This is a genomic window from Streptomyces sp. NPDC031100, assembly GCF_055570785.1.
This window is the reverse complement of the sequence record NZ_JBVIGN010000013.1, coordinates 163502-175605: the sequence shown is the minus strand read 5'-3', so window position 1 is coordinate 175605 and position 12104 is coordinate 163502. Positions and strand designations below refer to the sequence as shown.

The window sequence follows — 12104 nt, the reverse complement described above, 5'->3', positions numbered from 1 at the left end:
TCAGGCCTCCTGGGGCTGGGTGGTGAACTCGGCCTCGGCCGCGGTCAGATCGAGGTAGGCCTGCTCCAAGGTGGCCTCTCGGGCGGCCAGTTCCAGTACGGGCACGCCCGCCTCGGCCATGAGGCGGCCGAGATCGTCCACGCGCGCGTGCCGCACGGTCCACGTGCCGTCCTCGTCCCGGGAGGCATCGTGGCCGTGGCGGGCGAGCAGGTCACCGAGCGCGCCCGCGTCGGTGGTGCGGATCCTCACCTCGGGCTGCACGCGAGCGTGGATGAATTCCTGCACGGGGGTGTCGGCGAGGAGGCGGCCCCGGCCGAGGATCACGAGGTGGTCGGCGAAGGCGGCGGTCTCGTTCATCAGGTGGCTGGAGACCAGGACGGTACGGCCGTCCTCGGCCAGCCTGCGCAGCAGGGTGCGGATCCAGACGATGCCTTCGGGGTCGAGTCCGTTGGCGGGTTCGTCGAGCAGGATCACCCCGGGGTCGCCGAGCAGGGCGGCGGCGATGCCGAGCCGCTGACGCATGCCGAGGGAGTACGTCTTCACCCGGCGCCGGGCCACCGTGGCGAGTCCGGTCTCCTCCAGCACGGCGTCGACCCTGCGGACCGGGATGCGGTTGCTCGCCGCCAGGGCGAGCAGATGGTCCCGCGCGGTACGGGAGCCGTGTGCGGCCCGCGCGTCGAGAAGTGCGCCCACCTGGCGCAGGGGTTCACGGAGTTCGGCATAGGCGCGGCCGCCGATGGTCGCGGTACCGGAGGTCGGCCGGTCGAGGCCGAGGACGAGCCGCATGGTGGTGGACTTCCCGGCGCCGTTGGGTCCGAGGAAGCCCGTGACGCGGCCGGGGCGGACACTGAAGGTGAGGTGGTCCACGGCCCGCCGGCTGCCGTACTCCTTGGTGAGGTCTCGTACGTCGATGCTGGTCATGGCACCAGCCTGGCCGGGCGCGCGGCGCGGGGCCTCCCCCGCCGGTGGAGATCGTCTCCCCCGTGCGGGGGAGGCCCGTTGTCAGTGCCACCTGCGACGATGTCCCCATGGTCCGCATCCTGCGCCCGCTCCTGCGCGGGACGACGTACACCCGCCTGCTGCACCTGTGGGTGCCCATGCTGGTCGAGAGCGTGTGGCTGTTCATCGACATGTCGAAGCCCTGGGTGCCCGCGCTCGTCCTCGTCCCGGTCGGCCTCGTACCCGCCGTGCGCATCGGCGAAGGAGTGCAGGCCCGGCTGCTGCTGACGCCTGGTGAGGAGGAGCCCGGCATCTCCGAGACACGGTCGGCGAGTTGGCGGGACCGGGCGCGCACGGTGCTGTGGCTGGAACTGCGGTGGGTCCTCGGCTGGGTGGCCTGTTTCGCCACCGTCTGGTTGCTGGTCGTCACCTACGAGCTGGCGAAGTGCGGGTGGGGAAGGGCGCCTTCCGGTGTTCCCCTGCTGGACCGGCTGCCGCCGGACCGGGCGTTCGCCCTGCTGGCGCCGCTGCCGCTGCTCGCCTTGTACGGGACCGCCTTCTGGCTCGGTGTGTTCGTCACGGCGGCCGCGCGCCGGCTCCTCGGGCCGTCCGCGGCCGAGCGGCTGGCCGCCATGGAGGAGCGTACCGAGCAGCTGCTCGAACGCACCCGCATCGCACGCGAGTTGCACGATTCCATCGGGCACGCCCTGACGGTGGCGGTGGTGCAGGCGGGTGCGGCGCGGGCGGCGGGCGATCCGGAGTTCACCGACCGCGCGCTCGGTGCCATCGAGGAGACCGGCCGGGCCGCCCTCGCCGACCTGGAGCGGGTCCTCGGTGTCCTGCGCGAGTCGGAGCGGCCCGCGAGCGCCCGGCCCACACTGGCCGACGCCGGCCGGCTCCTGGACTCGGCGCGTACCTCCGGAGCCGAGGTCGACGCGGAGGTGACCGGCCCCGTGGCGGAGGTGCCGGGGCCGGTGTCGCGCGAGGGGTACCGCATCCTCCAGGAGGCGCTCACCAACGTCCTTCGGCACGCGGGTGCCGTCCCCGTGCGGGTCCGGGTGTCCGTCGCCGACGGCACGCTCGCTCTGGAGGTCCGCAATCCGCTCCCGGCGGCGATACCCGGGCCGGGACGAGGCAGCGGGCTGCGCGGCATACGGGAGCGCGCCGCGCTGCTCGGGGGCAGCGCCCGTACCGGGCCGGACGAGGACGAGTGGCAGGTGCGTGCGGAACTGCCGCTCGGTTGATCTAGGCTGGCCGGATGCCGGTCACCGTTCTCCTCGTCGACGACGAACCCCTGGTCCGCGCAGGTCTGCGCGCCGTGCTCGAGGCGCAGCCCGACATCGAGGTGATCGGCGAGGCGGCCGACGGTGCGGCCGTCATCCCGCTGGTGCGCCAACTGCGGCCGGACGTGGTCGCGATGGACGTCCGCATGCCGCTGATGGACGGGATCGAGGCCACGCGCGCGGTGCTGCGCACCGTGGACACTCCGCCCAAGATCCTCGTGGTGACCACCTTCGAGGACGACGAGTTCGTGTACGAGGCGCTGCGCGCGGGTGCCGACGGGTTCCTGCTGAAGCGGGCTCGGCCGGCCGAGATCGTCCATGCGGTCCGGCTGGTGGCGGACGGCGAGTCGCTGCTGTTCCCCGCGTCCGTACGGCAGCTCGCCGCCCGGTACGGCGGCCGTCACGAGCCGCGTGCCCCGCTGTCCGAGGCCGGGCTGACGGACCGGGAGGCGGAGGTGCTGCGTCTCATGACGCGGGGGCTGTCGAACGCGGAGATCGCCGGCCGGATGGTCGTCGGGACCGAGACGGTGAAGTCGCACGTGAGCGCCGTCCTGGCCAAGCTCGGGGCGCGCGACCGCACCCAGGCGGTGATCGCCGCCTACGAGTCGGGATTCGTCGCGCCGGGCTGATCCGCGGGGCCGCGCCGGGTCGGCGCAGCCCGGCACTCGCCGGGGTGGGCCGGGCCCGAGTACGATCCGCCCAACACGCCTGCGAGCTGGAAGGACGGACGGTGGGGCAGCTGACCGGCGGCGATCCCTCGCTGCTGCGAAGGATCAATTCCGCGGTGGTGCTGCACGCGCTGCGTACCACGGACTGCGCGACGCTCACCGAGATCACCCGCGTCACCGGACTGTCCCGGCCGACCGTCGAGGGGGTCGTGGAAGGGCTCATCGAGGCGGGGCTCGTGGTCGAGACGGTGGCCGAGGAGGGCACCGCGCGCCGTCAGGGGCGGCCCGCCCGCCGGTTCCGGTTCCGGGCCGAGGCCGGGCATCTGCTGGGCCTGGAGATCGGCGCCCACCGCGTCGCCGCGCTCCTGTCCGACCTGGACGGGCGGGTGCTGGGCGCGCAGGCCAAAGAGGTGGACGAGACGGCTCCGGCGGACGAGCGGCTGGAGCGGCTGCGGGGCGCGGTCGCCGAGCTGCTGCGCCGGGCCGGGGTCGCGCGCAGTTCGCTGCGGGCGGTGGGCGTGGGCGCTCCGGGCATCGTCGAGGCCGACGGAACGGTCCGGCTGGGCACGGCCCTGCCGCAGTGGACCGGCCTGAAGCTCGGCGAGCGGCTCAGCCGCTCCTTCAAGTGCCCGGTGCTGGTCGAGAACGACGCCAACGCGGCGGCCGTCGCCGAGCACTGGAAGGGTGCGGCGAAGGAGACGGACGACGTGGTGTTCGTGCTGGCCGGGCTCAGCCCCGGCGCGGGTTCGCTGATCGGCGGGCGGCTGCACAGGGGGTACGGCGGGGCGGCCGGTGAGATCGGCGCGCTGCATCTGCTGGGCCGGGAGGCGACCCCGGAGACGCTGCTGTCCACCACCGACGAGCCGCTGCACCCGCTGGACGAACAGGCCGTCGCCGAGGTGTTCGCGCTGGCCCGGGAGGGCGACCAGCGGGCACGGGCGGCGGTCGAGCGGTTCATCCAGCGGCTCGTGCACGACGTGGCCGCGCTGGTGCTGGCCCTCGACCCCGAGCTGGTCGTGATCGGCGGCTGGGCGGCGGGCCTGGACGGCGTCCTCGATCCGCTGCGCCGCGAACTCGCCCGCTACTGCCTGCGCCCGCCCCGGGTGACGCTGTCCCTGCTGGGCGAGGCTGCCGTGGCCACGGGGGCGCTGCGCTTGGCCTTGGACCACGTCGAGGAGCAGCTGTTCGCGGTGGACGCAGCGGCGACGGCCCGACGCTGACCGTCCGTCCAGCGCGGGCCTCGTGCGCCTGCGGCAGCATCGTGGCTGGTCGCGCCCCGCGGCGGAGCCGCCTATCGATACAGCCCCGCCGCGCCCCTTGATCGGCTGTCCCCGCCCGGCGTTCCAGAGCTGCCCGGGGAGGGGAATATCAGTGCGCCCCGACTCAGTGCCAGGGCGCGAAGGTGATCAGGAAGCCTGGCGCTCCGGGTCGTGGTGTATCTCCACCCCTGCGGAGTCGCCGAAGGTGAGCCTGCAGGTGTCGGCGCGGTAGGTGGCCACGGAGAGCGCCGCGGTGCGGCCCTCGGCGAAGAAGCGCGTCGTGACGACCAGGACGGGCGAGCCGGGCAGCCGGTCGAGGTCCTTGGCGTCGTCCGCGCGGGCCGAACCCAGCTCGACGGCGCGGTCCTGGCCCTCCAGTTCCAGGCGCTGCAGCTCGCGCAGCACCGCACGCGCGCGTGCCGGACCGGACGGGGCGTCGATCGCGGTGAGGTCGGGCACCGAGGCGGCCGGGATGTAGAGCAGGTCGGTGGCGACGCGCTGGCCGTGGGACATCCGGGAGCGGCGCACGATGTGTACGAGCTCGCCGGAGCCGGTCTCCAGGGCGGCGGCGACGGCCGCGGGCGGCGCGTCCTGGGTGCTGTCGACGGGCTGCCAGGCGTCGTCCGCGGAACCCGGCCAGGCGTGCTGCTCGGTGCCGACGGCCACGCCCACGCGCGGGGGCGCGACGGTCGTGCCGACACCGCGGCGGCGCTGCAGGCGGCCCTCCAGCTCCAGCTGTTCCAGGGCCTGGCGGAGCGTGGCGCGGGCCACGCCGAAGCGGGCGGCGAGGTCGCGCTCGTTGGGCAGGATCTCGCCGACCGAGAACTCGGAGTCCAGTGCCTCACTGAGCACGGTCTTGAGATGCCAGTACTTCGGTTCCGGCACCGATTCCAGCTGCGTGGTCCCCACCCTGTCCTCCGCAAGAGCCGTGGTCCGGCGGTTTTTAGCGCCCTTGTTTATTAAAGGTTGTTGCACTTATCTGCGACCATAGGGCTGCCGTCACCCTTGGTCAAGACCAATCCTCGATCCCTGGGACAAGGCACAGGGGCGGCGCCGTGGAGCGTTCATGCGGCGTTCGTACGCGCCCGCATGTGTGACATTCCGGCAAAGCCCCCGTCGCACGACGGGCACGGGACCGCCCCGGACCACAATGTCCGCGGACCGCCGGTGGCCGGCGGCCGGGGTCCGGGGTCCGGGAGGTGACCGATGCACTACGGGGTGCTGGGCACGGGCGAGGTGGGCCGCACACTCGCCGACAGGCTCGTGGAGCTGGGGTACGAGGTGACCCTCGGGTCGCGTACGCGGGACAATCCGATCGCAGTGGAGTGGGCCACGGCCGTGGGCGGCCGGACGCACGCGGGCACGTTCGCGGACGCGGCCGCGGCGGCCGACGTGGTCGTGAACGCGGTGGGCGGCCGGGTGGCGCTCGACGCCCTGCGGGCGGCGGGGGCGGAGAACCTGGGCAGCAAGATCCTGGTGGACGTCTGCAATCCCCTGGCGTTCGAGGACGGGCAGTCACGGCTGGACCCGGTGGAGTCGGACAGCATGGGCGAGCAGATCCAGCGGGCCTTCCCGCACGCGCGCGTGGTGAAGACGCTCAACACCGTCAACTGCCAGGTGATGGTTGCGCCGGGGCGGGTGCCGGGCGAGCACAACCTGTTCGTGTGCGGTGACGACGCGCGCGCCAAGCAGCAGGTGACGGAGCTGCTGGGCGAGTTCGGGTGGCCGGCCGAGCGGGTCCTGGACCTGGGCGGAATCCGGTCGGCGCGGGCCGTGGAGATGCTGCTGCCGCTGTGGCTCGGCCTCTCCCGGAAGTTCGGGCACGCGGATTTCAACTTCGAGGTGCGCCGGGCACATTGAGGCCCTCGGGAACGCGGTGACTGAGCGCCGTGGCTGGTTCCGACCGCGCTTCCGTGATGGCTACGGCTGCTGGAGGATCCGGACTCTGAGTAGGGCGAGGGCCACCGCCCTCAACCTCCGCCGAGTCGTCGACCTCGGTCTCAACCACGACAACGGAGCCTGGTCCCTGACAGCCCTCACAAGATCTTCATCGGTCTTCTAGGGCCTGTCCGATGGGTTGGGCGGACTGAGCACGTCCGTGAGGCGTGTCAGTTCGATCGCGCTGACAGGGCGGAAGAACCGGTCAGGGGCGGCCAGTAGATGCCTGACCAAATACAGCAGGGTGGCTGCGTACTCGTCGATAGAGCCTGGCCAGCGGTCGGTCGACAACATCCACGGCTCAACGCCGGGGTAGGCATTATCGGGCCCGGCCGCACGGATGACGGACTTGGCCAGGAGGGCGCCGGTTCCGGCAAGGACCATCGGGGTGAACACGCGGGCGGGCGTGGTCGTGGCCGCACCACCCAGGACCGCGAGGGCACCCTCCTGCGGTGCGCCATTGGTCTGCACGCCGACCATGACCCACATCGTGCCTTGGGGGGCTTCGCGCAGCGACCGCAGGCCCACGACCTCGTACGAAGCATCGGACAGGACCTAAGGGGCTCGTCGGACGTCACCTGATCAGCTGACTCCTGTCGCGAGGGAAGTGGCGGCGTAGGAAGCTTGCACCGACATGGTGACTGTGCGGATCGTTGAGCAGCCCGGAGCCAGCCGCGGCCTGCTCACCGTACGAGACGCTGCCGCGGCGCCCTGACGAGCATCACCTGTCACCGGGACCGCAGTCACCGGGCAGACGCAGCAGCAGGCCCGGGCAGTGGCAGGGCCGACCACACTGGGAGCAGTCCGCCTCGCCGGTCGTCGTTGCCCGTACCCAGTAGTCGTGCAGAAGGGTGACCGGCTGCCAGCCGAAAGCCTTCAGCACGCCGTCGCTGCGGTCCGGCTCATTGTGCAACCAGGAGATCGCGTACGCCTCGGTGCATCGTTGTCGCAACCATTGCGAGCGCCGTGCGACGAGGGCGCTTCCGACGCCGCGTCGGCGCATCCGGGCGGCCACGGCCATGGTGCCCAGACGTCCGATTCGGCGGCCGTCGACGGACGGTGAGGTGGTGGGAAGGGCGCTGACCGGCATGGGAGCGACGAATTCCCGGTAACTGTCGTCATCCAACACGCAGGCAGTGGCCGCACCCACCACAGCCGATTGCATCCCTGCGCGAGCGACCAGGAAGAGCAGCGTCCCTTCACGGATGCCATAGAGTGCCTGGTCAACGCTGAGCATGCCACGCCCCACAACCGCATCGAACAGGCTGATGGCCTCCCTCACGACCGGCCGGTCATGGGGTCCCAGCTCGGTAACTGCCCAGTCCGTCATGGCTGACAGTGCTCCTCTCCGCGTGCCGCTGGGGTTGATGGTTGGCGGCGGTGCGCGGTCTACGTGGCTCGAAGAAAATGAGCAGGGCGGCGACGACACGTACTACGTCTACGCACCAGGCGACTTCAGCGACCCCAAGCACGTCGAGTTCAAATCGGCGGCGAAGACATGCAGCTGCCTCCAGTGGGTCAACGTGCGGCTCTCGGACACACCGTCCATCTGGCACTTCCGCTGCTCAACGCGCACCGACCGGAACGAGAGCGAGGAGGGCTGCGACCGGGTGTCGCTCGGTTCAGGGCCACGCCGATTGGTTGGCGTCGGACGGTGCCAGTAGCTACCCCCGTCGAGTGGCGCTCATGCAACACGTCACTCTGAGGGAGCAATTCACGCCGATGAAGGGGGCGCTGCCACCGGGCGACTGAATCCGCAGGCTGAGCGGCGTGTCTGGGCAGGCGGGGTGGCTGGCTCGGATGAGGGTGGTCGGTGCTGTCGCCGTCGAGGAGGATTCGTGAAGCGTCGTGTCGCCGCCGCCTTGGCCGTTGCCGTCGCCTGGCTGATGCTGTCCGCGTTACCGGCCGCGGCTCGGGGCGGCCATGGCGACATCGGGAGCGACGACTGGAACATCCCGCTCACCAACATCGGCCTGCTGTAGCGCGTCGCCACCGATCCTGAAGCGACCGGTGCGCTCGCCGGGAGCTATCTCCTCCGCAGGGCTGAACTAGGTCCACAGCCGATTCGAGGTCCGCAAGACATCAGGGCGTCCCGGTGACCACGTACCGCTGCGGCGTATTCGCGGGGCCGCCGCGTCCGCGGGTGGCTCTCCAAAGCCTTCAGCAGCGCCCGCGCCGCGTGGCGTAGACGTTGGGTCGGCGAGCGAACGGCGCACGGTGTCCGCGAAGTCCTTGGCGGCATTGCCCGGCTGGAACCCACTGATCAGGACATCGCCAACGCCCTCTACGGTTACTTCGCGACCCGGGCCAACGCCTTCCGGACCTGGGCCCTGGTGAATCCCCAGGGCTTCCGCCTCATCTACGGCGACCCTGTCCCCGGCTACCAGGCTCCCGAAGGCGGCCCCGCTCCGGATGCCGCACAAGGTGCGCCCCGCCTTCCCCGACCCGCCGCCCGCCGCCGTCGCCCTCGCCCCTGCGCATCTGGGGGCACCTGCGCGGCCTCGTGTCACTGGAGGTCTACGGCCACACGCCACGCGACACGCGCCACAGCGGGGGGCTACCTGCGGGTAGCAATTGCTGACAAGCTGTCTACGGCGTCCGTCAGTAGCCCAGACGAGGAGCACCCCATGTCCGCCACCGTCTCCTTCACCGTCCCCACTCCACACGGCCCGAAGGACGTGACCGTCTCCTACGCGCGCGTGGGACGCGGCGAGCCGCTGGTCCTGCTGCACGGCATCGGCCACCACCGGCAGGCCTGGGACCCCGTGGTGGACATCCTCGCCACCGAGCGTGACGTGATCGCCGTCGATCTGCCGGGCTTCGGCGCGTCCCCGGGCCTGCCCGGCGGCCTGGCCTACGACCTGCCCACCACCGGCTCGGTGCTCGGTGCCCTGTTCGAAGCCCTGGACCTGGACCGCCCGCACGTGGCCGGCAACTCGCTGGGCGGCCTGCTGGCCCTGGAACTGGGCCGCGAAAAGCTCGTACGGTCCGTCACGGCCCTCTCCCCGGCCGGCTTCTGGACGGAGACCGAGCGGCGCTACGCCTTCGCTCTGCTGCTCACGATGCGGGGCATCGCCCAGCGGCTCCCGGTGCCCCTGGTGGAGCAGCTGTCGCGGACCGGGGCCGGGCGTACCGCGCTGACGAGCACCATCTACGCCCGTCCCGCGCGCCGTTCACCCGAGGCCGTGGTCGCCGAGACGCTCGCGCTGGCGCGGGCCACGGGATTCGACGCGACCCTGCGGGCGGGCACCACCGTCCGGTTCACCGACGATCTGCCCGGGATGCGGGTCACCGTGGCCTGGGGTACCCGGGACCGCCTCCTCGTGCGCCGCCAGGGCGTCTGGGCCAAGACGATCATCCCCCACGCCCGGCTGGTGCGGCTGCCCGGCTGCGGGCACTGCCCGATGAACGACGACCCGGCCCTCGTCGCGCGCGTGCTCCTCGACGGCAGCCGCTGACCGGCGCCTGCCGAACCCGCCGGAGCTGAGCGCGCCGGATCCGAGGGCGACCCCTGCGCCCACCAGGGCACTGCCCGCGGCCTGGGCGGGCCCGTAGGAGCCGGTGCCGACCAGCGGGGCGGTGCAGGCGGCGGCCACCGGGATGAGCCCGGAGAAGAGCGTGGCCCGTTCCGCTCCGAGCCGCTGCATCGCCCGGTACCAGCACACGAAGCCGACGACGGTGACGACCACCGCCTGCCACAGCAGCGCGGCGGCCTCCCCGGCATCGGGACGGCGCAGCCAGGCGCCGCCGTCCAGGAGCACACCGGCGAGCGCGGCCTCGACGGCGGCGACGGCGCACACCGTCGCGGACAGCAGGCGTGGCCCGAGCGGCCGCAGCACCGGCACGGCGAGGACGGCGAACCCCACCTCTCCGCCGAGCGCACACGCCGAGTAGGCGATCCCCGGCCCGTCCGTGCGGCCCCAGCCCTGCACGGTGAACGCGCCGACGGCGACGAGCGAGGCGCCGTAGAGCACCGCACGCTGCGGGCGGCGCCGGTCGAGGAGCGGGACGAGGACGGCCACGACGACCGGTGCGCAGCCGACGAAGACACCCGGGACCGCCGGTTCGGCGCTGCGCTCGGCGGCGATGACGGCCAGGTTGAAGCCGACCATGCCGACGGCCGCCAGCAGGGCGAGACGGGTCCAGTGACGGGCGCCGAGTGCGCGCAGCCGCCGTATGCCGTCCCGTCCGGCGAGCGGGGCGAGCAGCAGACAGGCCAGGGCGTACCGCAGGAACTGGCCACCGGCGTACGGGTACTGACCCAGGACGCTGTTGGCGGTGAAGGACCCGCCGACGAGCACACAGGCAAGAGCTGCGAGCAGGGCACCGCGGGTCGTGGCGGCGGACGGGCGGGCGGCGCGGGTGCCCGTACTCGTACGTGTGGCGCCGGACCTCCGACGAGCGCTGGTGGCTTTCATGAAGGCGACGCTACGAAGCCGGGCGGTCCGGTTTAAGGTCCACTCCCATGACGTCATCGGGGACCAGTCCAGGCGGTCTTGCGGGTTCCTCCGCGTGGGAACTGCTGCTGCCCGCGGCCTCGGCACCGGCACGCGCGCGTGGCCGTGCCCTCCAGGCCGCGCTGCGCGAGGCGATCCGCTCGGGCCGGCTGGCGCCGGACACGCGCCTGCCGTCCAGCCGGGACCTGGCCGCCGACCTCGGCGTGTCGCGCGGCCTGGTCACGGAGGCGTACGAGCAGCTGACGGCCGAGGGGTACCTGCGCAGCGGCCGGGGCGCGGGAACCTGGGTGGGCGACGCGGTACGGGCGTCCCGGCCCCCCGCGCGCGACCTCGCTCCGCGCTCCCCCGGCACCCGGGCCGACTTCGTCCCGGGAACGCCGGACCTGTCGCTGTTCCCGCGCTCCGCCTGGGCTGCCGTACAGCGCGCCGTGCTGGCCGAGCTGCCGCACCACGACCTCGGCTACCCGGACCCGCGCGGGCTGCCCCGGCTGCGCACCGCGCTCGCCGGACTGCTCGCCCGCCGCCGGGGCGTGGTGGCCGACCCGGAGCGGATCGTGGTCGTCTCCGGTGTCGCCCAGGCCAGCGCCCTGGTCGGATCCGTGCTCCACGCGCGCGGGATGCGCACGATCGGGGTCGAGGACCCGGGCAGTCCGCAGCACGACGGTCTGTATGCGGCGGCCGGCCTGGGCACCGTACCGCTGCCGCTGGACGAGGACGGCCTGGCCCTCGAACCGCTGCGCGCGTCCGGCGCCCGGGCCGTGGTGACGACCCCGGCGCATCAGTACCCCACCGGCATCGCGTACTCCGCGGCGCGGCGCGCCGAACTGCTGGACTGGGCACGGTCGGTGGACGGCCTGGTACTGGAGGACGACTACGACGGGGACTTCCGCTACGACCGCGCACCCGTCGGCGCCCTCCAAGGCCTCGATCCGGAACGCGTCGCCTACATGGGCTCGGCCAGCAAGTCCCTCGCTCCCGGCCTGCGGCTGGGCTGGCTGCTCGTGCCCGCAGGCCTGACGGAGGAGGTCGTGGAGCGGAAGCGGACCATGGACCTCGGCCATCCCTCACTCGACCAGGCGCTGTTCGCGCACTTCCTGGAGCGCGGCGACTACGACCGCCAACTGCGCCGCTGCCAGCGCGCCTACCGGGAGCGGCGCGACACCCTGGTCGCCGCCCTGGCCGAGCACTTCCCCGAGGCGCGGGTGTCCGGGATCGCCGCGGGTCTGCATGCCATCGCCGAACTGCCCGAACGGTACGGCCCGGAGGAGACCTTCCTGGAGCGGGCCGCCGACGCCGGGATCGCCGTACGCCCGCTCAGTGCCTGCACGCATGCGCGTACCGGTGATGACGGCAGGGTGCGGCTGGTGCTGGGGTACGCGCATCTCGCGCCGGCCCGGATCCGTGCGGGGGTACGGCTGCTGGCCGAGGGGCTCACCGGCTGACCGGATTCGTCCCCCTGGGGCGACGAACCGTTGTTCACTTCTGGTTTGCGTGTGCGCCGCAGCGCACCAGTAGGTGTGGCTCTGCACACCGGCCGGATCCCCTCACTGGAGGCGCAGC

11 protein-coding genes and 1 pseudogene are annotated in these 12104 nt (G+C 72.7%); 7 read left to right on the top strand and 5 right to left on the bottom strand.

Annotated elements, in window-relative coordinates; translation table 11 throughout:
* Entirely contained in the window at positions 1–921 is a 921-nt protein-coding gene (locus ACZ5DS_RS32420) for an ATP-binding cassette domain-containing protein (RefSeq protein ID WP_468245628.1), read from the bottom strand.
* A gap of 107 nt (positions 922–1028) precedes the next feature.
* Here ACZ5DS_RS32420 and ACZ5DS_RS32415 point away from each other — a divergent pair, with 107 nt between their 5' ends.
* From ACZ5DS_RS32415 to ACZ5DS_RS32405, 3 genes are all read left to right on the top strand, one after another.
* A complete protein-coding gene (locus ACZ5DS_RS32415) occupies positions 1029–2183 on the top strand; it encodes a sensor histidine kinase (protein ID WP_468245626.1) in 1155 nt (384 codons plus the stop codon).
* Between the two features lie 14 nt (positions 2184–2197).
* Positions 2198–2851 (top strand): response regulator transcription factor, encoded by a 654-nt coding sequence (locus ACZ5DS_RS32410; protein WP_468245623.1) that lies wholly within the window; start codon positions 2198–2200, stop codon positions 2849–2851.
* Between the two features lie 101 nt (positions 2852–2952).
* The gene (locus ACZ5DS_RS32405; protein ID WP_468245621.1) at positions 2953–4110 is read left to right on the top strand and encodes an ROK family transcriptional regulator; all 1158 of its coding nucleotides are present in this window, start codon (positions 2953–2955) and stop codon (positions 4108–4110) included.
* Positions 4111–4296: 186 nt separating this feature from the next.
* On the opposite strand, the gene ACZ5DS_RS32400 is transcribed toward ACZ5DS_RS32405, so the two are convergent.
* Positions 4297–5058, bottom strand: a complete 762-nt coding sequence (locus tag ACZ5DS_RS32400; protein WP_468245618.1) for a GntR family transcriptional regulator — start codon at positions 5056–5058, stop codon at positions 4297–4299.
* Between the two features lie 297 nt (positions 5059–5355).
* On the opposite strand from ACZ5DS_RS32400, the gene ACZ5DS_RS32395 reads away from it, so the two are divergent.
* Positions 5356–6009: an NADPH-dependent F420 reductase gene (locus tag ACZ5DS_RS32395; RefSeq protein ID WP_468245616.1), complete on the top strand. Its 654-nt coding sequence runs from the start codon at positions 5356–5358 to the stop codon at positions 6007–6009.
* Positions 6010–6207: 198 nt separating this feature from the next.
* Here the strand turns inward: ACZ5DS_RS32395 and ACZ5DS_RS32390 are convergent, their stop codons facing one another.
* Entirely contained in the window at positions 6208–6567 is a 360-nt protein-coding gene (locus tag ACZ5DS_RS32390; protein ID WP_468245613.1) for a hypothetical protein, read from the bottom strand.
* Between the two features lie 241 nt (positions 6568–6808).
* Positions 6809–7417: a GNAT family N-acetyltransferase gene (locus ACZ5DS_RS32385; RefSeq protein WP_468245610.1), complete on the bottom strand. Its 609-nt coding sequence runs from the start codon at positions 7415–7417 to the stop codon at positions 6809–6811.
* Positions 7418–7925: 508 nt separating this feature from the next.
* Between ACZ5DS_RS32385 and ACZ5DS_RS32380 the strand changes: the two genes are divergently transcribed.
* Together ACZ5DS_RS32380 and ACZ5DS_RS32375 are read left to right on the top strand one after the other, a co-directional pair.
* Positions 7926–8069, top strand: a complete 144-nt coding sequence (locus ACZ5DS_RS32380; protein WP_468245608.1) for a hypothetical protein — start codon at positions 7926–7928, stop codon at positions 8067–8069.
* A 645-nt stretch (positions 8070–8714) separates the two neighbouring features.
* Positions 8715–9545, top strand: coding sequence for an alpha/beta fold hydrolase (locus ACZ5DS_RS32375; RefSeq protein WP_468245606.1), 831 nt, complete (start codon positions 8715–8717; stop codon positions 9543–9545).
* Between the two features lie 102 nt (positions 9546–9647).
* Here ACZ5DS_RS32375 and ACZ5DS_RS32370 read toward each other — a convergent pair.
* Positions 9648–10505 (bottom strand): annotated as a pseudogene (locus ACZ5DS_RS32370) (EamA family transporter); the annotation flags it as partial.
* 47 nt (positions 10506–10552) lie between these two features.
* On the opposite strand from ACZ5DS_RS32370, the gene pdxR reads away from it, so the two are divergent.
* Positions 10553–11986: a MocR-like pyridoxine biosynthesis transcription factor PdxR gene (gene pdxR / locus ACZ5DS_RS32365; protein WP_468245603.1), complete on the top strand. Its 1434-nt coding sequence runs from the start codon at positions 10553–10555 to the stop codon at positions 11984–11986.
* Positions 11987–12104: the final 118 nt, after the last annotated feature.